Origin of the sequence: Clostridium swellfunianum (genome assembly GCF_023656515.1) — a bacterium.
GTDB lineage: Bacteria > Bacillota > Clostridia > Clostridiales > Clostridiaceae > Clostridium_AT > Clostridium_AT swellfunianum.
In genome coordinates this window covers 3246596-3273187 of record NZ_JAMOFV010000006.1, presented here as the reverse complement: position 1 = coordinate 3273187, position 26592 = coordinate 3246596, and the positions used below count along the sequence as shown (strand labels likewise).

Genomic DNA, 26592 nt, shown 5'->3' with positions numbered 1-26592 from the left:
TTCGCTGTAAACCTATAAAATATGCACTTTAGAATTACCCAAAAAATAAAGACATACTATACTCAGCAAATGCTGTGAATAGTATGCCTGAATTATCTTGCATTAAATTGTTCTTGTTATAAAGGTTTCATTATATCTTGTCTTGAATTTTTCAAAGCAGTGCTGAGCCTTAACCATATCATCAAAAAAGCTAAATATTGTTGGCCCACTACCGCTCATCATGGTCCCAAGAGCTCCCATCCTTATCATTTCATTTTTAATATCCTTAAGTATACCATGTTTTCTAAGTGTCACATTTTCCAATATGTTTTTCATATTATTGCAAACATATTTTAAATCATTGTTTTCTACAGCTTGTATTAGTCTTTCAGTATCAGGATGCTTGTAAATTTTAGAAATATCAAGTCCTTGATATACTTCCTTAGTTGATACTCCAAAAGATGGCTTAACAACTATCATAATATGATTGCTAAAACTCTTCAGCTGAGTTATTTTTTCCCCTATGCCCTCACAAAGTGCAGTTCCTCCTAAAATACAGTAAGGAACATCAGCACCAATTTTCAAGCCTAATTCCATCAATTCTTCGTTATCTATATTTATTTCAAATATACTTCTCATTCCCTTAAGCACAGCAGCCGCATCAGTGCTTCCCCCTGCAAGTCCTGCTGCTACAGGTATATTCTTCCTTATACTTATATCTACACCACCCTGAATGTCATACTTATCCATAAAAAGCTTAGCAGCTTTATAGGCCAGGTTTCTTTCATCCGTAGGTATGTATGGTTTGTTTGAACTTATATTTATACCGCTTTTAGCTTTATTAATATTTATTAAATCATATAAATCAATATTCTGCATTATCATTCTAAGCAGGTGATATCCATCTTCTCTTTTACCTACCACATCAAGGGAAATATTGATTTTAGCATAAGCCTTAAGAAGCATGCTATCTCTCCACCTTCCTAACAAAGTCATTACTTTATAAAATTACTCATATACGCATAAAATATACTTTTTTAGTATATTACATAAAAAAAAATAAAGCTAGAGTTAATTTTCTAGCTTTATTTTATAAACTACCCTACTGTTGCCTCAAGCTGTATTTCTTCTTCATTCTTGATTCTAGTTTTAACCAATTTAACTAATGGTTCAAATTTTTCAAAAAAGATTATTATAACATCACCAGGTTTAGAATTGTCTATAGCTTTTTCTAAGGCTTCAAGTTCATTTAAGATTATTTCATAATTGGTGTTGCCTGACTCTTTAACACCCATTTCAAGAATTCCTGCAACCTCTCCTGGTTTCCTGCCTCTCTTTTCTTCGTCTTCCTTTATATAAATATAGTTAAAGTAATTTCCTGCGATATTAGCAACATTAAGTATATTGCTATCTAGTCTATCCCCAGGAACTCCTATTACTCCTATAAGTCTTTTATGTCTTATAGATTTGGCACCTTCAAGTACTGCCTTGTAGCCTTCAATGTTGTGACCATAGTCAAGTATTACTGTAGCCCCATTTACGCTGTACATATTAAATCTACCTGGGTTTTGTTCTTCATTGCTCTTAAAAGTAGTTAAGCCCTTTCTTATAGTTGCATAGTCCACTCCAATCCCAACAAGCGCAGCACAAGCAGCCATTGAATTTTCAATATTATATTTCAGCTTCCCCTTTATAGTTATACCAATATTGTTTATCTTTCCAAGCGGTACCGCATTTCCATCCTTTTCTACATATATGTACCCATTTTCAGGGTATATTCCATAACCGCCTTTATTGATATTTTCTCTAAGCAAATCATTTTCCTTATCCTTTGAGAAGAAAATTATATTGCTCTTCATTCTTCCCACTATGGTTTTGCTCATGTGATCATCAGCATTTATCACAACATATCCTTCATCCTTAACTGCTTCACCCACCAAAGCCTTTACGCTTGCCAAGTCCTCAATAGTGTTAATTCCATCTAACCCTAAGTGATCCTCAGTTATATTGGTTATAACTGCCACATCAGCTAAATCATAGGCAAGACCTTTCTTAATAATACCGCCCCTTGCAGTTTCAAGTACTGCAGCATCGATTTCTTTGTTCATCAAAAGAGTCATAGCACTTAGATAACCCGTTGTATCACCTTTATGAACACATTTATTTCCAATGTATATGCCACCAGTAGTTGTCATTCCTACATTATATCCTTTTAAAGATAGTGTATGAGCTATAAGTCTTGTTGTAGTAGTCTTGCCATTTGTACCAGTAACAGAAATAATAGGCATACGGATTTGTTCCTTACACAGCATATCAACAATTGCACTAGCTACATTCCTGCTCTTGCCGCTATAAGGATAATGATGCATTCTTATTCCCGGTGCTGCATTTACTTCAATTATGGCGCCTTCCTTTGTAAGTGGAATACTTATATCATTACAGCATATATCTATTCCACATATATTAAGTCCTATAGACTTAGCTACCCGTTTGCAGATTTCAATATTTTCTTCACAAATAATATCAGTGCAATCAATTGCTGTTCCACCAGTAGACAGATTAGCATTTTCTTTTAAAACTAATTTAACACCTTCTGGCAGTATAGAATCCAAGCTGTATCCGCTTTTAGAGATATATGCTATCAAAGCTTCATCCATCTTTATTTTAGTTAAAGGCTTTTCGTGTCCTCTGCCTCTTCTTTCATCCTTGTTTAGTACCTCAATAAGCTGCCTTACTGTTCTTATACCATTACCAACAACATAGGGTGGTATTCTCTCAGCCACAGCTATAATCTCTCCATCTACAACACAAGCTCTAAAATCCCTACCAGTTATAAATTGTTCTATCATTATATCCTGATACTCTTTAGTTAGAATACTGTAAGCTTCCATAGCCTGCTTTTCATTTTGGATATTTACAAAAACTCCCTTACCCTGATTTCCGTAGGTAGGCTTTACCACTATTGGGTAACCTATTTTCTCTGCTTTCAAGAGCATATCTATGGAGTTTTGAACTTTATATCCTGAGGCCACAGGTAAACATTGTGCTGAAAGCACTTCTTTCGTCAAAAGCTTATCACAAGCAATATCTATAGCTGTTCCACTTGTCTCGCTGCATATTGTAGCTTCAATTATCTTTGCATGCTTGCCGTAGCCAAGCTGAAACATACTTCTTTCACCAAGTTTAAGTACCGGGATACCTCTCTTTTTCGCCTCAGCGCATATTGCCAAAGTACTAGGTCCAAGCTGTTCGCTTAGCAGGGTTTCCTCTAAGGAACTTAGTCTTGGACTTAAATCAAATTCTAATCCTTTAGTAAGAGTGTTTATTATATCTATTGCAAGCTTAGCAGCTTCTATGGCTGTATTCTTATATTCATATTGATATATTATATAGTATAAATCACCCAGAATTTCCCTAGCCTTGCCATAAGCTATTTCAATTCCAATCCTGTTTTGCAGTGCTATTATCATATGTTCGCATATATGGGCTAAATAAGTTCCTTCTTGAAGTCTTTTAAAGAAACCTTGATCTTCATCTATGCCGCATCTATGAGTCTTAAGCTCAGGCAGAAGTTCCAACAGCCTTTCGTTGAAGCCTTCTATTTTATTGCTTGGAGTTTCACAATAACCTTCAAGATCTAGGTCCATTCTTATGCATTTTTTATGAGAGTAAATATTTCTCCCCTCAAAAATGCTAACGTCTACTATCTTCATTTTATTTTTGTTTTTCCTCCTTAATTGGCTGCCTTGTGTTTAATTCAAATTTATCGCCTTTTTTAAGCACATGCATTTTTATATCAAACATGGATAAAATTTCATCAGGGTTCTGCTCTGAAACATTTGTATAGCTGATAGAGCTTCCATCTATAACATAGACTGCTCCTGAGCCTGTTACTTGGAATTCTCCTTTATTGTTAACCATTATTGCTGTATCTTCATCTATGCCTATTCCTAAGCTTTCAGGATTTTCGGCCACAGCAACTAAAAGTCTTCCTATTCTTCCCCTTTGCGCAAAGTGCTGATCTATTATTACATTTTTTATTAAACCAAGTCCTGGTGCCATTTTGAGAGTACATTTTTTAGGTGATTCTTCATCATCACCTGTTATTACCATAGTATCACTTACAACTGAAGCACCTGCTGAGGTGCCAACATAAACACAGCCGTTTTGATTACTTTCATGAAGTGCTTTGAACAAAGGGCTTCCTCCTAAAAGGCTGGTTATTTTAAGCTGATCTCCTCCAGTAAAAAATATAAGTGAAGCTTTTTGTACCATTTCTACATTGTGATTTTCAAAAGCATCTTTTCTATCCTCAACATTTAAAATACTTATGTTTCTCACGCCAAGCTTCTCAAATATCATTTTATATTCAGCCCCAACCTCTTTAGGCAAATCTGTAGCAACAGTAGCAATGACTAGTTCTTCACGTTCCTTATCAATCTTGCTGCATACTTCTTTGAGTATTTCCTTTTCCCCTTTCTTATCTTCTGCTCCTCCAATTATTATGAGGTTACCTTTTAGCATTTCTTCCAAGTAATATCACATCCTTAACCACATGTATCTATTATTCTTTCCAAATATATGGTAAACTATTCTCGTTTTTAAATTTTATTGACTTCTTTATTTTGCAATCATTTATAAAAAAATATTCAAAAAATAAAAAATATCCCAAGCTCCATTTTTGCTTGAGATATTTCCTCATTATAAGTTTTTATATTGAGAATTTATGAATTCTTCGAATTCTTTTAAAGAGCTTTCATCTGTAAACGAAGCCTGAGCCTGCTTGTCGCCGCCTCCGCCCCTGCCATTATACTTTGAAAGATATTCTTTGAACACCTTGCCGCAATGTATGTCATAACCTCCATTATGAGCAAACCAAAGTTTTTTGTCTTTAAGTGATGATAGCACTACAATATACTCTCCAAAGCCAAGCAGTACTCTTCCCAAACTCTGTACTTCCTCAAAAGATCTGCCCTCAAAACTCCTAGAAATGAGCTTAGAATGAACATTACTCAAAATATCTTTCGCTTCATACTGATGCAGCTTCTCTTTGAGTTCTTTGATTTCCTTTTGCCCGCTTCTTAATTCATCATTATTAAAGCTAATTCTGTCTTGCAAACTTTCAAAGTCAACAGCTAATAATCTTGATATACTTACAATTATATCCTGCTTTAGCTGATAATCTTCAAAAGCTCTCTGCCCACATTTAAAATAGACTCTAATAATCCCTTTATACTTCTCAATTTTTATAATTTTTATCAGTCCCAACTGCCCAGTACTTGTCAAATGTGTCCCACAGCAAGGAGAATAATCTATTTTGTCAATTTCAACAATTCTTATATCCTCATCAACCTTTGGAAATTTTCTTAAAGGAAGGTTAGCCAGTTCTTCCTTATCAACTATATATGTTTTTATTTCCTTATTGCTGTAGATTAACTCGTTAACTTCTTTTTCAACTGCTTTAACGATTTTATCAGGCATATCAGCCATTGATATATCTATTGAAACATAATCTTCTCCAAGGTGAAAACTTGAGGTTTCTCCCTTATATCTATCATAAAAAACAGCAGACAATAAGTGCTGTCCTGTATGCTGCTGCATTAAGTAAAATCGTCTTTCGAAATCCAAGCTGCACTTTACATTTGGTTTCTCAGGCCTCCTATTTACAACATGATAAATATCATTACCTTCCTCAAACACATGCGATACCTCAATATCGTCAATATACCCGGTATCAGCAGGCTGGCCTCCACCTTCTGGATAAAAGGCAGTCCTATCTAAAAGCACAAGAACCTTCCCATCCCTTTCAACAATATCTAAAACCTGTGCCTCCCATTCTTTCAAATAGGGTTTATCATAGTAAAGTTTTTCCGTCATACTTGTATCTCCTCTTATGCTATAGTTTTGGGCCATAAAACCATATAAAAAGTTAACAATTTAACTTTTTATATGGCTGTACTAGCATTACTATCAATCGGTTTGTTTTATTTATCTACCATTATACCCCAATACTAAGGTCTAATTCTATCCCTGTCTCTAGGAAATAAAGTTACTTCTCTAATATTTTTATAACCTAAGAGCTGGCCTGTTAGTCTTTCGAGTCCTATTGCAAGACCACCATGAGGAGGCATTCCAAATTTGAATACTTCAAGATAATCCTTAAAACTTTCAACATTCAAACCTCTGTCAGCTATGCTTTCCCTTAACTGCTCGTAGTTATGAATTCTTTGACCTCCTGTTGTTATTTCAAGACCTCTAAATAAAAGGTCAAAGCTGTGAGTTAATATTTCCTCCGAAGGCATGGCATACATCGGCCTTTTTCTTCTTGGATAGTGAGTTAGAAATAAAAACTCGCTTCCTAGATTATTTTTTGCATACTCGCATATTTGCTTTTCCCCTTCTGGGTCCAAGTCTCCCTCTAGGTCTGTTCTGTCATATTCTTCTTTCAAAACTTCAATAGCTTCTGAAAGTCTCATAGAAGGAATTGCTGCATTTAGAACTGGCATTGAAACCTGAAGAAGCTTAAGTTCTTCACAGCATCTAATTTCAACTGTTTCAAGCATGTGTTTAAGTAGTCTTTCCTCTACAGCCATTATATCCTTCTCATCCTCAATAAACCCCATTTCAAAATCCAAGCTTATATATTCATTCAAATGTCTTACTGTGTTATGCTCTTCAGCCCTATATACATGTCCGATTTCAAAAACCCTTTCATAGCCTGCCCCAACAAGCATTTGTTTATAAAACTGAGGACTCTGAGCAAGATAAGCCTTGTTGTCAAAATACTTAATTTCAAAAAGTTCAGTGCCTCCTTCAGTACCTTCAGCTACAATCTTAGGAGTAAATACTTGAGTAAATCCCTCTGAGGATAAAAACTCCTGAAAAGCTTGAGCAAGAGTTGACTGAACTTTAAATATTGCATTAGTCTTTGGATGTCTCAAAGCTAAAACTCTATTGTTTAAAATCGTATCAATATTAGCTTCAAGTTCTTCCTTATTTATTTCTATGGGCAAATCTTCCTCAACAGCAGATATTACTTTAAAGCTGTGAGTCCAAATCTCAACCTCTTCTCTGCTTCCATCCTTTTTCTGAACCTCTCCAACAAGTTCAATAACACTCTCAAGCTTTAAACCTTTGATGTCTATAGTTTTCGTATTTATGACACACTGTACCAGACCACTTCTATCTCTAACTAATATAAAAGCTAGCTTTCCTAGCTTTCTAATCCTATGCACCCATCCATTAATGCTAACTGTCTCACCATTCAAATTTCTTAGTTCTTTTATTAGTATTCTGTTCAATTTAAATCGCCTCCATTTTATTATATCTACTTATTTACTCCCAACTTTTATCTCCCCTGGCCAAGGTCAAATAAAAAATCCCTAAGCAATTATTGCTCAGGGACGAAAAAACTCCGCGGTACCACCCTAGTTAACCTATAACATACTAAGCAAATAAAAACAAAAAACTCTCACTCCATGTAGGAGTGAGAGTATAATCCCACGGTACCATCCTGCTTAACCACTATAGGTTCGCTCATTCCTTTTAACGGTAGAAATCCGTCCTGCCCTAATCATAATTATAACTTTCAGACAAGCAATTCAAGGATGTCTTTCAGCAGATTTCCTTTATCAGGCTTTCACTACCCCTGATTCGCTTTAAAAATCCATCAGCTTACTTTTCCTATCTTCATCACATTGATTTATATATTTTTGAATATTCTATCACTTAATATATTATATGTCAATATACTTATTTTAAAACCTTTTACAACAATCTCAGATAAACACCTGTAAATGGCTTTATTCTATAAAAAATCCCCCCAATGTTATACCAGGGAGGATTTGCATGTTTATCTAATTATATCTAATAATTCTTGTTCAATTAAGTCATTGTATTTTCCTTGTCTATATTCCTGTACTAGCTCCTTTTGCTCTTCAGAAGGCACCCTAGCCATTTTCTCAGAAATAATTTTTGGCACCTCTATGTATGCACCCTTAGGTTCCATATCTTCTGTAAAAGTCATTACTGTTGGAATTCTTGAAGTTCCAGTATACTCTTCCAGAAGCTCTTTGTTTCCTTTCATACCATAGTAATAAATCTTCAGGTTTTCATTTATATCCTGCATCCTCTTAACAAAAGGAAGAGTTACAATACAATCTGGACAATAACCCTCTGAAAATACAACTATATTAACTTTTTTATCTATAGCCTTCACGGCATCTACAGTCTCTTTTGAAAGCTGTGTTTTTTCATAGGCTAAAATCAGTTTTTCTCTCTCATCCTCTTTATTCTTACCTAAATATCCTTGAAAATCTAATGCATCAGATAAATTAATCATTATTAACCTCCTATAAATTAATAAACTTTTCAATATCTTCTTTTATTATATTTAAAGAACTTCTCCAGAATTCAACAGAATGAATATCAATTCCCATCATAGCTGTAACCTCTGCAATTTTTTTCTTGCCTGTTACGGATAGAAGCTTATCATAATCTGCTACAAAAGCTTCACCTCTCTTTAAGTATTCAGCATATAAACCCTTTGAAAACAATAATCCAAAGGCATAAGGGAAGTTGTAGAAGTTTTGCCCTGCATAATAATAGTGCGGTTTGCATACCCACATATATGGATGAAGATATTCTGGGTCTAGGCCTTCTCCATAAGCTTCCTTCTGTGCATTAAGCATTATCTCCTTAAGCTCATTTACAGAAAGTGATGCTTTTTCCCTTCTTCTGAATAATTCAGATTCAAAAAGAAATCTGCTGTATATATCAACTATAACCTGTGCCGAATCTGATATATCTCCTTCTAAAATTGTATATGCCTCTTCGTTAGATGCATTCTTCAATGCTGCTCTTTTAACAATTGTCTCGCAGAAAATTGAAGCAGTTTCAGCTATTGGCATGGTATATCTGCTATTTAAATAGCTTTCTTCCATAAGACAACTTCCGTGATAACCGTGGCCAAGCTCATGTGCAAGTGTTGCTACATCTGAAAAGCTTCCTGTAAAGTTACTTAGTATTCTGCTTTCGCCTATTGGATGAATATTTGAGCAAAATGCACCACCGCGTTTTCCCTCTCTTGGCTCAGCATCTATCCATCTATTTTCAAAAGCATTATCTGCAAAATCTGCAAGCTTATCACTGAAGGTTCTGAAATTCTTAACTATAAAGTTTCTCGCTTCTTCATAGCTGAATCTCATATCTCCCTCACCTGTTGGTGCAAACAAATCGTAGAAAGGAAGCCCCTTTTCATATCCTAAAATTTCAGCCTTCTTTAAATAGAACTTGTGAAACTCTTGAAGACTTTCTCTCATAGCTGTAAGCATAGCCTCCAGCGTTTCCATGTCTAATCTTGAATTAATCAAGGTTTGCTCAAGTGGAGATTCGTAGCCCCTAAGCTTGCTTAGAGTTATAACCTCTCCTTTTATTCCATTTAAACATGCTGCTGATGATTCTTCTATTTTCTTATATGCCTTAAGCTCAGCTTCATAGGCTGTCTTTCTTTCCCTTTTACTATTTGAATAGGCCATATTTCTAACTACAGGCAGTGGAAGTTGTTTATCTTCGTCATTTACTTTTATATCCACAAGCAAAGTTGAAGTCAACATATTCTGAAGCTTGTTCCATGCATTTGAACCCGTATTAATCATTTTTGCTATAATTACTTCTTCCTTCTCGCTTAAAAGATATTTGTTTTCAGCTTTAAGCTCCTTCAAATAAAACTCATGATTCTTTAAGGTATCTGATTTATCTATTAGCTCTTCGAAATTTTCCAAGGCCCCAAGCCATTTTTGAAAATTAACTTCCACCTCGGTAAGCTCAGTAGATTTGTTATCAAGCTCCTCTGAAACGGCAGTTGCTTTTTCATTCTTGGCCTCCACACTTAGTGTAAGCTCAGCAAAATCTCCCAGCCTTATGTACAAGCTATAAAACGCTATCTTGAGCTTTATATACTCTTCAATTTTTCCTGCTGCCTCAGCTGTATCTTTTAAATTTTTTGCTGCCCATGTTCTAAAGCTTTCTATATACTCATCAAACTTTTTCATGTCAGCTTTAAACTCGATGCTATCAAAGGATGTATAAAGCTCATCCAAGCTCCATCTTTGATTCATTTCTTATGCCCCCTTTGTAGTCACATAACAATTATTAATTGTTATGTATTTAATTGTATATGATTTAATTATTATTATACCTCAAATAAAATATAAATTCTTCCTTTTTCTATGCAGCAATGCAATTTTTATGTAATAATAAAAATGCGACATCATTTATATTAAAGGGGTGGGAACTTATGATTTTATTAAATTCTGCGCAAAGCATATTGAGTATTGTATTTATGATTGGCATAGGATACATACTTTCTCGTAAAGGATGGTTTAATGAGGATACCTCCAAATTATTTTCAAAATTAGTTATAAATATATCTCTTCCTGCAATGATGATTACAAATATCATCGGGACCTTTACTAAGGAAAATCTGTCTCAAGCAGGAATCGGTCTTTTAATTCCTTTTATCTCGGTGGTGCTTTCATATATACTTGGAGTTTGCGTATCTAAACTTATAAAAGTATCTCCCAAAAGAAGAGGAACCTTTCAGTGCATGTTCTTTCTTTCTAATACAATTTTTATAGGTCTTCCGGTGAATCTCGCCTTGTTCGGTGAAGCAAGCATGCCCTTTGTGCTATATTATTACTTTTCAAACACTACTATATTTTGGACTTTAGGTATATACATAATTCAAAAAGATGGTGGCTTTAAGAGTAAAAACATGGTTTCTCTTAGTAATTTAAAGAAGATATTTACACCACCTCTTATGGGTTTTATATTTGCCATAATATGCGTATTGCTTGATATAAAGCTTCCAAGATTTGTACTGGACAGCTGTAAATACATAGGAAACTTAACTACACCTCTATCTATGTTTTTTATCGGGATAGTTATTAAAACAATCAACTTTAAGAATTTTAAATTTGACAAAGATATGTTTTGGGTTATGGTAGGGAGATTTATTGTGTGTCCCCTTATAACCTACTTAACATCTAATGCGCTTAATGCTCCAACTCTAATGAAGAATGTATTTATAATTCAGGCAGCTCTTCCAGTTATGGCAAATACAGCTATAGTAACAAAGGAATATAATGCTGATTATGAATACGCTGCTGTAATGATAGCCTTAACAACTATAGCTAGTCTTGCATTTATTCCTATTTATAGATTTTTGTTAGGGTAATTAGGGAATTTTCGACATTTATTGTTTATATACCTTTAGAATAATTAAATTTCTGCGATAATTTAAATAGAATTATATTCTAGGAGGAATTATACTATGAAATTTAAGACCATTAAAAGAAAACTTACTGTTACATTTATAATCATTATATTACTTCCTATGCTTACTTCCTCATTAGTTTCAAACTCTATACTATCAGAGACACTGAAAGATGCCTATAATAATTCAATCAAAAGGTCTGTAGATGGTGTTAACAGTGTAATAAATGAGACCTACAACGGCTATGAGGTGTTTATTTCTCAAATGGTAGAAAATAGCATATCAAAAGTTGCCACGAGTCCTGATAAAGTTAATGAAGTAAAAAAAGAATTGGCTGGAATTACTAAAAGTAATCCTAAAATTCTAAACGCCTACATAGCTACTGAAAACAAAGCAATGTATATATATCCAGAAACAGAGCTTCCTAAAGATTATGATCCTACAGTAAAGTCTTGGTATAAGACAACTCTGGAAAATAATAATGCCGTAGTTTGGCAGGATGCCTACAAGGATATAGCTACTGGTAAAATGGTTGTTACTGCAACAAAGACAATTTTTGATGATGCTGGAAAGCCAATAGGAGTTGCTGGAATAGATGTAGATATTACTCATATTGCTAATCTGTTTAAAAACACAAAAATTGAAAATACCGGTGAAATATTGCTACTTGATAGAACCGGTATAGCAATTTCTGCTAATACCAAGGAATTTATAGGAAAAAATCTTAATCCTGAAAGAGTAAATGTAAATGCGGATACAAAAGATCAAAAGTTTGATAATGCCTTTAAGGATGCTTCCGAAGTAACTTGGATGAAGGCTGTTATGGCAGGAAAATCAGAGCTTTCAAAAGCAAAACTTGATGGCAAGTCTAGGTTTGTCTATTACTTAACCAATGAAAAGTCTGGCTGGAAGCTTATCGGTGTTCTTGATACAAAAGAAGTTTATCAAAAAATCCTTCTAGTTGTATCTATATTGGTTGGATTGCTTATTGTGTTTATAATAGGCTCCTTGGTGATTGGCCTTAAAGTTTCCAAAACTCTCACAAACCCAATAAATCATTTAAAAGAAGCCATGGAAAAAGGCGAGTCTGGTGATTTAACTGTGGTAACCCATATATCAACTGGTGATGAACTGGGGGATCTAGGAAGAAGATTTACAAATATGATAGGCAGCGTAAAAGATTTGGTACTTTCAGTTAAAAGCTCTGCAGCTCAGGTGCTTGAATTTTCACAGAACCTAACTAATCGCGCAGACGAAGTTGCTTTATCTTCTGATGAAATTGCAAGAGTAATTGATGAAATATCTAGTGGTACTCAGGAACAAGCTATGGCAACAGAAAAAGCTTCATTTATAGCAACTGAATTCAATCAAAATCTTTCTGAAATAAAGCAGTTTAATGAAACCATAATAACTGAAAGCAGCGATATGGAATCAAACAATGAAACGGCCATGCTTTCAGTAAGTGATTTAAAAAATAAAAACTCCTTAACTATATCCGGTGTTTCACAAATTTCCCAAAACATTGAAGAGCTTGTGAAGGAGACAGAAAATATTGGAGTTATATTAAATACTATTTTAGGTATTTCCTCACAAACTAATCTTTTAGCACTAAATGCGGCAATAGAAGCAGCAAGAGCAGGAGAATCTGGAAGAGGCTTTGCAGTTGTTGCAGAAGAAGTGAGAAAACTCGCAGAACAGTCTGCAACATCAGCCGAAAACATTAAGACTATTATAACAAGAGTAATAGATACAACTAAATCAGCAGCTTCAAGCATGACTTCCATAAAAGAAAATGTAAATGAACAAAGCACTGCTGTAAAAATAACAGAAGAAAGCTTTGACAAGCTTAATAATTCAATTCAATCAATAATGAGCACTATAGGCTCCATGAGTTCAAATATTGAAGCTATGTTAAGCAAGAGCAGTAGTCTTACAGAAAACATCTATAGTATTTCAGCCGTGGCAGAGCAGTCCGCTGCTGCTTCGCAAGAAGTTAATGCAAGCGCTGCAAATCAGCTTAACGATATACAAACTGTTAAGGCTCAGTCAAAGGAACTTTATGAGCTTGCTCAGAACTTAGATAATCTTATAGAGAAATTTAAAGTTTAAATTAATAAAAATAAGGGCGTCAAAAATGACTCCCTTATTTTTTATCTATATAACAAACCTTGCCTTGCTTCCTTCCTTTGCTGGAGTTATTTCAAGCCTAGCATCTATTCTTTCCTTGAGTTCAGGCACGTGAGATATAATTCCAACAAGCCTTCCACACTTTTGAAGATCTATTAAGGATTGAATTGCATGATCTAAGGATTCAGGATCAAGAGTACCAAAGCCTTCATCCACAAACATTGTATCTAGGCTTATCCCTCCTGCATAAGCTTGAACAACATCTGCAAGTCCAAGAGCTAAAGCAAGTGAAGCCTTAAAGCTTTCACCGCCTGAAAGAGTTTTAACGTGACGAGCTCTTCCAGTATAATTATCAAAAACTTCAAGTTCAAGCCCTTCTTGTTTTTGTCCCTTGCCCTTTTCTTCCTTTCTCCTTAGTAGGAATCTTCCAGCTGCCATTTTGTTAAGTCTTAGATTCGATGCTGATATTATCTCATCAAAATAAGCAGCTAGCACATAACGTTCAAAGGTTATTCTTTCTTCATTTAAGCCATTAGCAGCCCTTGAAATGTCGCTAATTGTGCTGTGCTTACCTTCATCTCCACTTATTTCATTATTAATTCTATTTATTTCTTTAATTGTGTCTTTATTGTTTTTAATTCTTGAAAATAAAATCTTATTTGTATCTAAAAGCTTGTTTTCTGTTTGTTTAACATCTTCTAAAGCTTTTGAAAGTTCTTCAACATTTATAAAGTCTAAGCTTTTAGTAGACTCACTAAGCTTATCCAGAGCATCCTTTACAGATTGAAGCTTTTTAAAGTAATCATTAATTTCAATGTCTATAGCTTCTATTTCCTTTTCAGATATTTTAAACCTACTGTATTCCTCATAATCTTTAAACAAGCTTTCTATAATTTTATCTTGAAGCTTAGTATTCCAAATCTTAACCTCTTCTTCAGCTTGCTTCAGACTATCATATTTTGCTTCCTTGTCCGCTTTTCTAGAGGAATAATAGTTCTTTGCTTCATTAAACTTTAGCTGCGCTATATTAAAGCTTTTCTCTAACATATTTAACTGTTCATCAAGCTTCTTAATTTTAATATCAAGTTTTGAACTAGTACGGATCTCCTCAGGAATTTCGGCTTCAATAACCTTAAGCTGTTCTTCTTCAGACGTAGTCCTAGCATAAAACTTAGTATATTCTTCATCGAGGGCTGGCAGCTCTGCTTCCATTGCTTCAATACTTTTTTGAAGCTTGGCTATATATTGTTCTAAAGTGTACTTTTTACTGATTGCTTCATCAAGTTTTTTTACCTTACCTAACGCTTCATCGGCCTCATTCTTAAGCTTTGGTCCTCTTTCATTTATATAACTTAGAATATCTTCGTCTATTTTCGATACTACTTCTTCACCTAATATAACCTTTAGAGTATTTTTAGTCTGGACTAATTCATTAAAGCTTGCTTGTGCTTTCGTTTTTAGCTCCGCAAGAATTAAAAGTCTTCTGTTTCTTTCTTCAGTAAGCTGGTCATAACCCAACTTAGCTTCCTTAACACTTTCTTCTGTAGGGGCATCCTCTAAAATTACAGCAGGTTTTGGATGGTGTGTGGCTCCGCATACTGGGCACTCACCTCCATCCTGAAGGGTTTTAGCCAGTATGCCAGCCTGTTCCTTTAAAAACCTAGTCTCTAGAGTTTCATACTCAGCTTTGCATTTTGCATATTGCTTTTCAAATTCTAAATAGCTTTGACCGCAAAGAGCGTGTTCCTTTACATTACTTTGATTCTGTCTTACCTTGCCTCTAAGTTCCTTTAATCTTTCTATTAGAAAATTGTTGTCATCAATAACCTTAGATAATTTTAATTTTTCATTTTCACAAACTGCTATATAATTATAGTTTTCGTTAGCTTTTAGAAGCTTTGTTTTGTCCATTACAAGCTCATTCTTAAACTGCTCCAAGTAATTTTTTTTATTAAGCAGTTCTTTTTTTAATTCTTCTATACCTAATAGCTTCGCTTCATAAACTGTAACCTTATCCATTTTTTCCTTTAAGCTGGAAATTGCTTGAACCAAGGCCTTTCTTTCGCCTTCTCTGCCTTCTTCAATTCTTAGCTTTTCTTCACACTCCCTACTTTCCTCCTCAGCCTTAATTAAAGCTACTTCAGCCTCCTTATACTGATTTTCTTTAATTTGTCTGCTATTCTTTCTGTCTACTAAAGCATTTTCAACAAGAATAACCTGAGCTGCTTTTCTTGATTTTTCAAGTTCTGTCTTTTTATCTATGTATTTCTGCTCTCTTGAGCACATAGAAATATAAAGCTCCTGCTGTTCTTCTTTATCTCTGAGCTTCTTATTGTTTTCTTTTGCTTCAACTATCCTTATCTGAAGCTTTTCCTGAGCAGTTTTAACTTCCTGTATATCCTTGCTTATAGCCTTGCTTTCCTTTTCATCCAACGTTATAAGTTCTTTTGTTTTATCCAAGATTTCAGCAATATTTAGATCCTGGGCATTTAAAAGTGTTAATAAGTTTTCATCCTCTCCTGGCTGAATATGCTTAACATGCGCAGTTCGTTTTGTTTCGCCTTCCTTTATCTTCTTATAGAAGTCCTTTTGAAGATTATCCAGCTTTTGCTGAATAGCTTGAAAAGCTTCTGTGCCAAATATTTTTCTAAAAATAACTTCTCTTTCCTTACTCTCTGCTTCTAGAAGTTTCCTAAACTCTCCCTGTGGAAGCATTACAATCTGTCTGAACTGATTTTTATTTATCCCTAAAAGTTCATTTATTTTATTATCAACATTCTTTATTTGTGCTATAAGCTTTCCCTCAGGCAATTCTAGCTCCGCATCACTTTCACGAACAGTAAAGCCTTCGCCCTTAAGTTTCTTTGCCTCTTGCTTTGGGTTTCTCTTTATTCTATAGCGTTCTCCTCTAAGCTCAAACTCCATTTCAACATAAGTAAATACCTCAGGAGCTGCAAAATGGCTTCTTAAGCTGTCATTATCTCTACTGCTTCCAGAGGCTTCTCCAAAAAGCACATAGCTTATTGCATCAAAAATCGTGGTCTTTCCTGCTCCAGTAGGCCCTGTAATCAAGAATATATTTTTATCTTTTAAGTTTGAAAAATCTATTGTTTCTTCACCCGGATAAGGACCAAAGGCACTCATTGTTAACTTTATAGGTTTCATTATAAACTTCCTTCCCTATCTGAAATTCTTTTCAACATCTTCAATAACATTTTTTAGCAAACCAAGTTTTTCCTCAGTTAAATCTTTTCCTGATATAGAGTTGTAAAACTCTTCAAAAAGCTCAAGCTTAGATTTATCCTTATATCCTATTGAAGCTGAAGTTTTAACATTCTCTCTAACTGCCTTATCCTCTCTGTGAAGTCCCATAATATTTGGATAAACAGCCCTAAGCTTTGAAATTGGATCTATTAGCTCCTCTTCGTCTGTAAGAATTGCATATATGTAATCCTCCACATTTTCTTTTGAATAAACCTCCTTGGAAATAAGCTCTGCAAGAGGTCCTTTTATAAGTCTCATATCCCTTCTTGGTGTAAGTTCCCTATGGTTTACAGACATTTCACCTGCTTTATCTATTTCAACTATAGTAACGCCCTTCCTATGCTTGGTCTCAGAAAAAGAATACTTTAGAAGTGATCCCGAATACCTTATTCTATCACTTCCCACTTTCTGAGGTCCATGAAGATGCCCAAGAGCTGTATAAGAAAAACCCTCAAAATGTTTCCCACTTATTAAGTCCGTTCCACCTATGCTTAAAGGCCTTTCTGAATCAGATATGTCAAGTCCCGCCCTTGTACCTTCTTGATCAATTTCAACTTCAGCTTCCTTCATAAAGGTAACATATCCATGAGCAACAAGTATGCTTCTTTCAGCGTCGCTCCTGGAGGCATTAATTTTTTCAACTATTTTTTTCATAGCATCATCATGGCAAACTATTTCATCATCTTCATATATATGTCTTACTGATTTTGGGTCTTCATAAGGAACTAAATAAAAACACACTTGTCCGTATTCATCTTCAAGTACAACTTTTTTAGTATCCTTATCAAATACTCCTGCTATATGTAGTCCATTACTGGTAAATATCCTGCTTCCAAAGGACAACCTTTCAGCACTGTCATGATTCCCAGCTATAGCTAATATTGGTGTATTATATTCTAAAAGAATTTTGCTAAAAATCTCATCCAAAAGCTCAATTGCCTCAACCGGGGGAATGCTTCTATCATATAAATCCCCTGCAATAACTAGAGCATTTGGCCTTTCTTCTTTAATTATATTTAAAAGCTGTTCCAAAATATATCTTTGGTCTTCTATCATGCTGAATTCATTAACTATTTTTCCAATATGCCAATCACCAGTATGAATTATTTTCATAAGTTACTCCTCCATCTTATAAAATCTCATCAGATTATACGTTCGCTATCTATATAATAAATCCTTCTTAGCAAAATTGGAAGTACAATAATATTTCCAATTAAAAAAGTGGATTGCCCTATTTTTCTAGCAACCCACTTTAAAGCTGTTATTTAATTAGTGAAAACTTATATATAGTTTTATGTTTATACTCTTCAAAAGCTTTAAGCACTACTGATGAAAAGCCTTCATGATTCATTGAGTCAGGCAGATATTGAGTCTCAAGGCATAAACCTGCTCTTTGCTCATATGCCACTTTGCCTTTGCCTATTTGAGTACTATTTAAGAAATTGCCTGTATAGAACTGAATTCCTGGCTTTGTAGTATACACTTCAAGAACTCTTCCACTTGTTTCATCTATAACTTCTGCAGCCTTTTCTGGCTTTCCTCCGCTAACATTTAAAACCCAGTTATGGTCATAACCTTTTCCTAAAACTATTTGTTCATAGCTGCTGTTTATATCTTCTCCAACAGTTTTTAAGGTTCTGAAATCCATAGGGGTTCCTTCTACGCTTCTAATTTCTCCAGTTGGAATTGCTTCTTCATCAACTGGTGTAAACCTGTCAGCGTTAATCATGACCTTATGATTTAGTATTTTTCCTGAAGCATGGCCTGACAAATTAAAGTAGGAGTGATTGGTCAAATTCACTACAGTATCTTTGTCACTTTGAGCAAAATAATCTATGATAATCTCATTGTTCTCTGTAAAGGTATATGTAACTTTAACCTTTAGATTTCCCGGATAGTTCTCCTCTCCATCCTGACTGACATAGGACAATACTAAAAATTCTTCATTTCCATCAATTATAGTCTCGGCTTCCCACACAACCTTGTCAAATCCTTGAAGTCCACCGTGCAGATGATTACTACTGTCATTTGCATTAAGCTTATATTTAGCTCCATTTAGCTCAAATCTTGCTTTTCCAATTCTATTTGCAAATCTTCCTATAATTGCTCCAAAGTAAGGACCTTGCATATAATAATCTTCCAAGTTTTCAAAGCCTAAAACGATATCAGCAAGTTTGCCATTTTTATCAGGAACCTTTAACGAAAGAATTGTCCCTCCAAGATTAGTTATTTCTGCTAATGCTCCTGTTGAATTTTCAAGTGTAAATATATCAATATTTTTACCGTCTTTTTGTTTTCCTGAAAATCTCTTAGTTATGCTCATAAATTATCTCTCCTTGTATTTAATATATATTTATATTTTACTTAATTAGATTAGGCATGTCCATTGTGCAAACTTAATAAAAATACCCCTTTATTTTAAATAGTAATTAATAATTAAAGGAGTATTTTTTACTCTGTAGATATTATTGAATTTCATACCCAGTATTTTCAATGCATTGTCTAATTGATTGCTCACTAGCTGGTTCATTATACTGTACTTCAACAGTTCCTCTAGCTAAATCTACTGCAACTTCTTGAACTCCTTGGAGCCTATCTAAAGCATTTAACACCTTCGTTTTGCTTTGTGCGTTTGCAAGCCCTGACACATTATAATGCACATTTTTCATACATAATAACCCCACTTTCAACTTTGATTCACATTATTAGTATGAAAAAATAATTGATTTTTATCCCTCTCTAAACCCACTGAAGGTCAACAAAAGCTGTGAAGATAGATAAAACAACCAAATTAGAAATCCAAAAATAAACTTGTTAGTTACATTATATAAAGCAACATTTAAATCACAAAAGAAAAACATCGTCATTCCAATACTAATTAAATCTTTTTTTGTTTTTATTGCTGTATACAAACTGCAGAGTAAAATGCCTCCATAAATTACACCTTCCATTAATAAAAATTTATTAATATAAGGTGTACTAATTTCATTAGCTAATACTAGAAGGAAGCTAGAACTCCCAATGGCCAATGTCATCAGCTTATATGGACTTATATTCGATATTAAGTTATGCCTAATTATATAAATGGCTTGCACTACACAAAAGAATAAAATGCCATAGGCATTATTGTTTAATATAACAAGATAATAGTCTGCAGCAATTGTAAAAAGTCGAGCAAGCTGAACTAGTAGCCTATCTGTTGAATTATACCCTTCACAACCTATAAGAAGGCTTATAAAAAAGCAGAGTACAATAGTACTAAACTTTAAGTATAAAGAATACGAATTGCCTAGGCTTCTAGTTAAAGCATCCATGGTTAAGAACATCACTCCCATAACTGCTATCAATACTTCTGCATATGTAATAAAAGCTTTCTTAATTTCTAACACATTCCACATCTAAATCACCCTATTTAATATATTTAACTCTGTTGTAATAGTATTCCTTTCACTTTTTAAATATACTCTGATATAATTTAATAGACTGAATCTAATGAAATGAGGACACAAATGAAGAGATTTAAAAAACTTTATATAGAGATAACTAATATTTGCAATTTAAGGTGCGAGTTTTGTCCAGTGACAAGACGAAGTGGGGAGTTCATGGGTATAGAACTCTTTAACAATATTTTAGAGCAGGTAAGGAACTATACGGACCATATTTACCTGCATGTTAAAGGTGAGCCGTTTTTACACCCAGAGCTGGATAAGTTTATAGATTCTGCTGAAAACTATGGATTAAAGGTGAATATAACTACAAATGGAACATTAATAAATAAAGTAAGAAACAAATTAATAAATAAGAAAGCTATAAGACAAATTAATTTTTCTCTCCACAGCTTTGATGCAAATGATTTAAGCTTTTCCCTAGAGGAGTATTTAAAGAATATTTTAGATTTTACTCTTGAAGCTGTAAGTAAAACTAATATAATAATTTCTTATAGACTTTGGAATTTAGAACAGGATATTAAAAGCATAGAAAAAAACAGACACATACTAAATCTTATTGAAAAAACACTGGAGCTAGACTTTAAAATTGAAGAAAAGCTCTTAGATAACAGAGGTATTAAGCTTGCTAAAAATATATATTTAAATGCAGCTGAGCGCTTTGAGTGGCCTGATAATAAATTAGAAGAAAGTAATACCTGTGGCTTCTGCTACGGCTTAAGAGACCAGATTGCAATACTTGTTGACGGCACAGTTGTTCCCTGTTGTCTTGATGGTGAAGGTATTATAAATTTAGGAAATATAAAGCATACAAACTTTTCAAACATAATTGAAGGTGACCGAGCTAAAGCTATTTTCGAGGGATTTTCTAATCGTAAGGTTGTTGAAGAGCTTTGCAAAAAATGTGATTATCGAAGAAGATTTAATTTATAAAAAAATCCTAGAGGAAAGCCTCTAGGATTTAATAATTTTATTTAAAAATGATTTTCCATTCTCAATTCCAGTACTATTGAAATACTCCATAGCAGTAGCTCCAACATCTGACAAGCTATCTCTATGGCCCATAAACCCACTTTTGACCTTAGGTCCATAAGTCAGTATAGGAACATTTTCTCTTGTGTGATGGCTGTGGCCTATTGTAGGGTCATTTCCATGATCAGCCATTACGATTAATATATCATCTTCCTGAAGTCTGTTCATAATTTCACCGATGTATTTATCAGCAACTCTTAGCTTTTCTGCATATCGTTCAACATTTTCAGCGTGTCCAGCCAAATCAGTTTCCTGAACATTTGTACATATAAAACCTGACTGAAGCTTATCCATTTCTTCAATTGTCAGCTTCATGACTTCCTCAGTATCTACACAAGGAATGCTCTTGCCGTAGTTGTTTTCAACTATATCGGCTACCTTGCCAAGCAATACCACAGGAATGTCTTTCTTACCAAGGATAGTTGGCACCTGAACCTCTGGATTTATTCCATACCCTAAGTGTATTACCTGGTAGCCTTCATTGTATACCCCAGACTTAGGCGCATTTATTCCTATAAATTTATCTTCCTTCTCTTCTACTGCAGCTAATATATCTTCAACAGTAACATTTATTCCTCCAAAAGGAATTACTCTTGATACTTCAACTTCTTCTCTTACAACTTTTCCAATTTTTAAAACTTCACTATAAGGTATTAAATCAAGAGTTGAAGTTAAGTTATATATCTGTCCGAAATCTGCTTCTATATTATCAGCCACAGTTACACAGCCGTTTACAAGCAAAAATTTAAGCTTGTCGCCTTTGTACTCTACATGATATCCAGCTGCTTTTAGAGCCTCATATACCTTGTCTATAGATTTAGAAAATGGTTCCTTTATTGGTTTTTTAGGCTTCGTTCCCATAATTTCCTGGTGACCATAAAAAGTATCTGCCCCATAATGCATCAAGCTTGAGGTGCCGTAAGAAGCTTCAGGATTTTTTTTCATGAGTTCTGTTTCTCTTCCTAAGGCGTTCATAATACCAAGCTTTTCTAAGTTAGGCAGCTTTAAATCCGGAAGCTTATCTAAAATATGTCCAAAGGTGTTAGAACCTACATCCTCTGGTCGTACTATAGCAGCATCCTGCATATATCCAACTCCAAAGCTATCTAAAACTATAACTATAAATCTATTCAAACTAATCACCTTCCTTACTCTAAAAACATCCCCTGACTGTCATAAATACCTACTATTTGTGGTCTTCCACTTTGAATTCCCCTAACTACCGCCACTTTGCTTCTAGTAACAAAGATTTGAGTTCTAAAAGCCATAACAACAGTGTCACTTACCTCTGCTTTATCGCTTAAGGTGAAGTGATAGTCTATACTCTCAACTTCTGGTGCTTCAACTTTGTATTTCAAAGCATCCACTAAGGTTTTGCCTACTAAAGCATTTTCCATATGAGATCTTCTATAGTGTCCTCCACCATAGCAAAAGCTCTTATTATCTAAATTATGAGAAATCTCGCTTACATAAACTATTGCTGGAATTTCAGGCTGCTCTGATGCAGCATGTATAGGAGTTGTTCCTAAAAGTCCATGTCCAGGTTCCCCATGGGTTCCGCCAAGGTTTGATATATTTTTTACATTACATGCACAACTAGCAGATGGCATGTTTACTTGTTCAATCTCTATATTTAAATTTTCCTCTAGAACTTTTTTAGCCTTCTGAAGTGTATATGCATTATTTGTTTCTTTTATATAGCCTTCACTTTCGTTATACAAGAAACATGGAAAGGAAGTTATTCCTGAAAGTATTAAATTCGGAAGCTTTATTAGCTCTTTTGCTTTTTTAAGCAGTTCTTCTATATAAAATCCACCATATTGAGCCGGATAAAGCATATCTCCCTTATCTATAACTCTTATCATAATCTTTTGCGTAACTCCTAGTTTTACAGCTGCCTCGGAAACCTCCTGTGCTTTTTCTATGGAATATACCGTAATATACTGAGGCTTTGCTTTAAGTACAGCTTCTATCTTATTTTTAGGTATTTGAACTAAATGGCCTACATGCCCAAGCGCAATTGAATTAGAAGCTAAAATTTCTGCTTCTCTAAAGTCTACAGCTACAGCTCCCTCATAGCCAAGTTTCATTAATTCAGAAGACACATAGGGGTTTCTTCCAAATTGTTTAGTCATAAAATAAAGCTTTATTGCATGTTTATCTGCTTCTTTTTTTATCTCTTTTGCATTATTAATGATTACATCTAAATCAAGTATATAAGTATCAGGTTCTACTAAGCCTTCAGAATGCAGCTTGAAGGCTGCATCTATTAACTTAAGATTTCGTTTTAAGGTTGCCTCTAAAAACAATGATGCCGCCTCCTTTACACAGTTCTCTCTAAAGCTTGCTTTAAAATCCTTATTACAGTATCTGCTCCTGAACGCATAGGATTTATTCTAATCATTCTTGCTTCCAAGCTTTTATCGGCCGCTCTAAAGGTTCCCGACACTCTATAAAACATTGGTACAAACTCATATTTTGATTCAGCACCTACTGGATTTGGAGCAGCGCCTAGCTGCTCAGCCTCTTCAATAACCTTTGCTGCTACAGGCTCTTCAAGTTCAACAAGCAATACCTTTGATTGAGCGTTTGCTAGAAAAGCATTTTTAACACCCTTTACTTCTCCATGGTTCAACCGTTTAACAAGTTCATTATTAACTTCAGCTTGAATCGCTAAAGAAACTGGAGCATAAACAAGTCCTCTTAAGGCTTCTAATGCTTCATGTCCTTGAACTTGCCCTCCGCCTGAGTAATTGCTTTTAATTATTTTATCTATATATTTTTTCTTTCCAACCACACAACCAATTCCTTCTGGACCTAAAAGCTTAAACATTGAAAAAGCTGTAAGGTCAGCACCACACTGTACTCCAATATTTCTAACCTTCATAGCCGCATAATTGTCATCAGTTATTATTGGAACCTCTCCTAAAAATTCTCTTATAGTATTTATTACATCAAGCATATTATAGCTATCTTCAATTCTTTGCCTTGTATATTGAACTATAACTCCATCTATTGAATTCTCTTGTATAGTTCTAATTATTTCTTCTTTGCTGTTGAAGTCTGCTCTAACTATCTTTAACCCCATGCTTTCTATTGTAACTTCTGTAGTAGGGTATATTGGAGCATCATGAACAAGAATAGTACTTCCAGCCTTAAGCATACTGTACATTCCCCATCTTATGGCTGCAGTTCCTGCCCCCCTAACTAACACAGCAGCTTCCTGCTCAAAAAAATCTGCTAATACGTGCTCAACCTTTAATGTAGTTGAAGGTTTATTCAATCCTTTAACTACTCCTAAATCTCCTAAGGAAAGTATTTCCGAGCCTTTGAAATATTTTGTTATTGAATCTATCAATTTAAACTGTAATTTTTTTGCTTCCTCTAAAGTTATTGATTCCAAGGGATATGTTTTCATGTTTCTACATCCTTTCCTAACCATTACCACCCTAATAAAGTTGGCTCTTATTTAAAAATATCTTTTGCATTATTTATAAGCATATTTTCAATATCTCTTTCAGCTATCCCATTTTCTTTAATGAAAGGGATAAACTTATCTAGAAGATAGCTATAACCTAAGCCGCCTCTTACTTTTAAATGAGTTTTTCTAGTTATATCCATTGACATAACCACTCTGTTTGATAAGCCTCTATTGCAAATCTCTCTTAGCATTTGTAGTCTTCTTTCCTCTGGCATATAATTGACTTTTCCTATAGTATCAAAAGCAACATAAACACCTTTGTCTATCAATTTTAATATATAGTCAATATCGCCGCTTAAATCGACGTGTCCTATAATAACCTTATTTAGGTTTGCTCCATTGCTTTTTAATATATCAATTTGCTCCAAGCCAAGAGTTCCAAGCGTAGTATGAGTTGAAAGAGGCTTACCTGTTTCCTCCTGAGCCTTAGCTCCTGATATTAAAAGTTTTCTTTCAATTGGAGTAATCATATCCTTGCTCGTTCCTATCTCTCCAATCACCTCTGCTTTAACCCCTGTGCTTTCTAGTCCTTCCACAATTTCCTTCACCATAACCATTTTCAGCTCTTCCTCTGAAAAATTATAAACCTCTTCCGGAAGGAAAGGCTCTTTGTAGTAACCTGTAGAAAATATTATATTAATGCCCGATTGTTCCTGAACCTTAAGAGCATACTCTATATTTCTTCCCATGCCTCTGTTAGTAACATCTAAAATATTAGCTACGCCTTTTTTCTTAAGTTGCTTAAACTCTTCTATGGTGTCTTCCAAGGTATCTAGTCTGCAGTCCAAATCTTTCTTAATCCCAGACAAATCTATAGTTACATGCTCATGCATATAGGTTATTCCATCAAATAATTTCATGCTTACACTCCTTTTACTGAAAAAATTATGTCACTTTCCTTCCTTTTATAAGAGTCTCTAAAATATCTGTAATATAAATCTGGAAGCTTATATAAATTACTGAGCTTTTTAGCTAAAGAAATTGCTCCAATTCCTTCTCTTATTCCTTCCCTAGCGGTTACAACTATCCCTGAAGATATATCCGATGAAGGTATAGTTATTGCAGTGGCGTTTACCATATTGGCAATTTTAGCCATATACTTACCCGAGCTTTGCTGACTCTCTGCAGCTAGTTTTCCAAAGCCTCCAAAGACTGAATCCCCAAAGCCTAATAAGTCTACTGGGCCTTCGTAGGTTATAAGTATTTCATACTTTTTAAATAATTCTTGCGTTCTATTTATAGCTTCTTCTCTAGAGTTGAAATTAGGAAACTCTTCTTCAACTATTTCTACTCCAAAATCAATTAATCTATTATAAACTAAATTTAATTTCTCTCTCATATCACTGCCATCTGGCAGTTTTATATTTTCCTTTGTGCATATAGCAACCTTTAAAGCTTCATAATTATTGTCCTGCATTAACCCTGACATTTTCACTACTGCCGCTTCTGCTAAGTCTAAGGAATGACTTATCACTCCTATGCCAGGCACAAAACTAATCCCATCTGTTGAAATTCTGTTACTCAAACCTTTAAGTCCTAATCCCTTAGCCATGATAGAGTATAAGTTCAAGCTTAGGGCTGGTGCTAAAACAGAGCCTCCTCCATCAGTACCTATTCCAATATCATTGATTCCATAAAGCACATTTACTGCACTGCAGCTTGAGGATCCAGTCATATTCCTTCCTGTTATAGGATTTATAATGTTAATATCTATAGCTCTTCCGCCATCAGACATACCATCTATTGTATGCCATAAATATCTTTTACTTTCTGTTAGCTTTTTTATATGACTTCTTTCAATTTGTTCTGTATTTTTTACACCCAAGGTATATACTTTGTTATTTTCTTTAAGAAGTTCTCTTGCCTCTATAAGCATATCTTTGTTAACTCTAGCTACTGTCTTATCTTTAAACTCCATAGCCTTAATACTTGACTTTGACAATCTTAAAAACTCTTCTAACAGTTCATCCTTCATATCAGCATTCTCC

20 protein-coding genes and 1 other annotated feature are annotated in these 26592 nt (G+C 34.4%); of the genes, 3 read left to right on the top strand and 17 right to left on the bottom strand.

The window, feature by feature from the left end:
* Positions 1–102 precede the first annotated feature (102 nt).
* The 7 genes from ispE to NBE98_RS15365 all read right to left on the bottom strand — a co-directional run bounded on the left by ispE (position 103) and on the right by NBE98_RS15365 (position 10097).
* Positions 103–945, bottom strand: coding sequence for a 4-(cytidine 5'-diphospho)-2-C-methyl-D-erythritol kinase (gene ispE, locus NBE98_RS15395; protein ID WP_250815900.1), 843 nt, complete (start codon positions 943–945; stop codon positions 103–105).
* A 131-nt stretch (positions 946–1076) separates the two neighbouring features.
* Positions 1077–3692, bottom strand: a complete 2616-nt coding sequence (gene cphA / locus NBE98_RS15390; RefSeq protein ID WP_250815899.1) for a cyanophycin synthetase — start codon at positions 3690–3692, stop codon at positions 1077–1079.
* 1 nt (position 3693) lies between these two features.
* Positions 3694–4503: a cyanophycinase gene (locus tag NBE98_RS15385; protein ID WP_432432689.1), complete on the bottom strand. Its 810-nt coding sequence runs from the start codon at positions 4501–4503 to the stop codon at positions 3694–3696.
* A 177-nt stretch (positions 4504–4680) separates the two neighbouring features.
* On the bottom strand, positions 4681–5856 hold the full coding sequence (locus tag NBE98_RS15380) for an alanyl-tRNA editing protein (protein ID WP_250815897.1): 1176 nt from the start codon (positions 5854–5856) through the stop codon (positions 4681–4683).
* A gap of 134 nt (positions 5857–5990) precedes the next feature.
* Entirely contained in the window at positions 5991–7280 is a 1290-nt protein-coding gene (gene aspS, locus NBE98_RS15375; protein ID WP_250815896.1) for an aspartate--tRNA(Asn) ligase, read from the bottom strand.
* A 95-nt stretch (positions 7281–7375) separates the two neighbouring features.
* Positions 7376–7678: a binding site (T-box leader), on the bottom strand.
* Positions 7679–7831: 153 nt separating this feature from the next.
* Positions 7832–8320, bottom strand: a complete 489-nt coding sequence (locus NBE98_RS15370) for a thioredoxin family protein (RefSeq protein ID WP_250815895.1) — start codon at positions 8318–8320, stop codon at positions 7832–7834.
* A 10-nt stretch (positions 8321–8330) separates the two neighbouring features.
* The gene (locus tag NBE98_RS15365) at positions 8331–10097 is read right to left on the bottom strand and encodes a M3 family oligoendopeptidase (RefSeq protein WP_250815894.1); all 1767 of its coding nucleotides are present in this window, start codon (positions 10095–10097) and stop codon (positions 8331–8333) included.
* Positions 10098–10276: 179 nt separating this feature from the next.
* Here NBE98_RS15365 and NBE98_RS15360 point away from each other — a divergent pair, with 179 nt between their 5' ends.
* Together NBE98_RS15360 and NBE98_RS15355 are read left to right on the top strand one after the other, a co-directional pair.
* Positions 10277–11215 carry an AEC family transporter gene (locus NBE98_RS15360; protein ID WP_250815893.1) on the top strand — a complete coding sequence of 313 codons (939 nt, stop codon included), beginning with the start codon at positions 10277–10279 and terminating at the stop codon, positions 11213–11215.
* A 96-nt stretch (positions 11216–11311) separates the two neighbouring features.
* Entirely contained in the window at positions 11312–13363 is a 2052-nt protein-coding gene (locus NBE98_RS15355) for a methyl-accepting chemotaxis protein (RefSeq protein ID WP_250815892.1), read from the top strand.
* 45 nt (positions 13364–13408) lie between these two features.
* On the opposite strand, the gene NBE98_RS15350 is transcribed toward NBE98_RS15355, so the two are convergent.
* The 5 genes from NBE98_RS15350 to NBE98_RS15330 form a co-directional block, all read right to left on the bottom strand.
* Positions 13409–16546, bottom strand: a complete 3138-nt coding sequence (locus NBE98_RS15350; protein WP_250815891.1) for an AAA family ATPase — start codon at positions 16544–16546, stop codon at positions 13409–13411.
* A gap of 15 nt (positions 16547–16561) precedes the next feature.
* Complete coding sequence (locus NBE98_RS15345; RefSeq protein WP_250815890.1) at positions 16562–17758, bottom strand: exonuclease SbcCD subunit D; 1197 nt, start codon at positions 17756–17758, stop codon at positions 16562–16564.
* 148 nt (positions 17759–17906) lie between these two features.
* The gene (locus tag NBE98_RS15340; RefSeq protein WP_250815889.1) at positions 17907–18968 is read right to left on the bottom strand and encodes an aldose epimerase family protein; all 1062 of its coding nucleotides are present in this window, start codon (positions 18966–18968) and stop codon (positions 17907–17909) included.
* 142 nt (positions 18969–19110) lie between these two features.
* Positions 19111–19314 carry a heavy-metal-associated domain-containing protein gene (locus NBE98_RS15335; RefSeq protein WP_250815888.1) on the bottom strand — a complete coding sequence of 68 codons (204 nt, stop codon included), beginning with the start codon at positions 19312–19314 and terminating at the stop codon, positions 19111–19113.
* A gap of 60 nt (positions 19315–19374) precedes the next feature.
* On the bottom strand, positions 19375–20043 hold the full coding sequence (locus NBE98_RS15330) for a hypothetical protein (RefSeq protein ID WP_250815887.1): 669 nt from the start codon (positions 20041–20043) through the stop codon (positions 19375–19377).
* A gap of 111 nt (positions 20044–20154) precedes the next feature.
* Between NBE98_RS15330 and NBE98_RS15325 the strand changes: the two genes are divergently transcribed.
* Positions 20155–21024, top strand: coding sequence for a radical SAM/SPASM domain-containing protein (locus NBE98_RS15325; RefSeq protein WP_250815886.1), 870 nt, complete (start codon positions 20155–20157; stop codon positions 21022–21024).
* A gap of 21 nt (positions 21025–21045) precedes the next feature.
* Here NBE98_RS15325 and NBE98_RS15320 read toward each other — a convergent pair whose 3' ends face one another.
* Genes NBE98_RS15320 through NBE98_RS15300 form a run of 5 tightly spaced genes read right to left on the bottom strand, consistent with a single transcriptional unit; the run spans position 21046 to position 26579 of the window.
* Positions 21046–22257, bottom strand: a complete 1212-nt coding sequence (locus NBE98_RS15320) for a phosphopentomutase (RefSeq protein ID WP_250815885.1) — start codon at positions 22255–22257, stop codon at positions 21046–21048.
* Between the two features lie 14 nt (positions 22258–22271).
* Positions 22272–23432, bottom strand: coding sequence for a YhfX family PLP-dependent enzyme (locus NBE98_RS15315; protein WP_250815884.1), 1161 nt, complete (start codon positions 23430–23432; stop codon positions 22272–22274).
* 14 nt (positions 23433–23446) lie between these two features.
* The gene (locus NBE98_RS15310; protein ID WP_250815883.1) at positions 23447–24541 is read right to left on the bottom strand and encodes an aminotransferase class V-fold PLP-dependent enzyme; all 1095 of its coding nucleotides are present in this window, start codon (positions 24539–24541) and stop codon (positions 23447–23449) included.
* Between the two features lie 47 nt (positions 24542–24588).
* On the bottom strand, positions 24589–25464 hold the full coding sequence (locus tag NBE98_RS15305) for a phosphotriesterase family protein (protein ID WP_250815882.1): 876 nt from the start codon (positions 25462–25464) through the stop codon (positions 24589–24591).
* 2 nt (positions 25465–25466) lie between these two features.
* A complete protein-coding gene (locus NBE98_RS15300; RefSeq protein WP_250815881.1) occupies positions 25467–26579 on the bottom strand; it encodes an amidase family protein in 1113 nt (370 codons plus the stop codon).
* Positions 26580–26592: the final 13 nt, after the last annotated feature.

What these genes read in the sequence shown, in the direction of transcription:
- cphA (WP_250815899.1), bottom strand. Translation starts at nt 3,692, where the DNA reads ATGAAGATAGTAGACGTTAGCATTTTTGAGGGGAGAAATATTTACTCT.
- NBE98_RS15335 (WP_250815888.1), bottom strand. Translation starts at nt 19,314, where the DNA reads ATGAAAAATGTGCATTATAATGTGTCAGGGCTTGCAAACGCACAAAGC.
- ispE (WP_250815900.1), bottom strand. Translation starts at nt 945, where the DNA reads ATGCTTCTTAAGGCTTATGCTAAAATCAATATTTCCCTTGATGTGGTA.
- NBE98_RS15355 (WP_250815892.1), top strand. Translation starts at nt 11,312, where the DNA reads ATGAAATTTAAGACCATTAAAAGAAAACTTACTGTTACATTTATAATC.
- NBE98_RS15310 (WP_250815883.1), bottom strand. Translation starts at nt 24,541, where the DNA reads ATGAAAACATATCCCTTGGAATCAATAACTTTAGAGGAAGCAAAAAAA.
- NBE98_RS15350 (WP_250815891.1), bottom strand. Translation starts at nt 16,546, where the DNA reads ATGAAACCTATAAAGTTAACAATGAGTGCCTTTGGTCCTTATCCGGGT.
- NBE98_RS15300 (WP_250815881.1), bottom strand. Translation starts at nt 26,579, where the DNA reads ATGAAGGATGAACTGTTAGAAGAGTTTTTAAGATTGTCAAAGTCAAGT.
- NBE98_RS15370 (WP_250815895.1), bottom strand. Translation starts at nt 8,320, where the DNA reads ATGATTAATTTATCTGATGCATTAGATTTTCAAGGATATTTAGGTAAG.
- NBE98_RS15380 (WP_250815897.1), bottom strand. Translation starts at nt 5,856, where the DNA reads ATGACGGAAAAACTTTACTATGATAAACCCTATTTGAAAGAATGGGAG.
- NBE98_RS15385 (WP_432432689.1), bottom strand. Translation starts at nt 4,503, where the DNA reads ATGCTAAAAGGTAACCTCATAATAATTGGAGGAGCAGAAGATAAGAAA.
- NBE98_RS15365 (WP_250815894.1), bottom strand. Translation starts at nt 10,097, where the DNA reads ATGAATCAAAGATGGAGCTTGGATGAGCTTTATACATCCTTTGATAGC.
- NBE98_RS15360 (WP_250815893.1), top strand. Translation starts at nt 10,277, where the DNA reads ATGATTTTATTAAATTCTGCGCAAAGCATATTGAGTATTGTATTTATG.
- NBE98_RS15345 (WP_250815890.1), bottom strand. Translation starts at nt 17,758, where the DNA reads ATGAAAATAATTCATACTGGTGATTGGCATATTGGAAAAATAGTTAAT.
- NBE98_RS15330 (WP_250815887.1), bottom strand. Translation starts at nt 20,043, where the DNA reads ATGTGGAATGTGTTAGAAATTAAGAAAGCTTTTATTACATATGCAGAA.
- NBE98_RS15305 (WP_250815882.1), bottom strand. Translation starts at nt 25,464, where the DNA reads ATGAAATTATTTGATGGAATAACCTATATGCATGAGCATGTAACTATA.
- NBE98_RS15325 (WP_250815886.1), top strand. Translation starts at nt 20,155, where the DNA reads ATGAAGAGATTTAAAAAACTTTATATAGAGATAACTAATATTTGCAAT.
- NBE98_RS15340 (WP_250815889.1), bottom strand. Translation starts at nt 18,968, where the DNA reads ATGAGCATAACTAAGAGATTTTCAGGAAAACAAAAAGACGGTAAAAAT.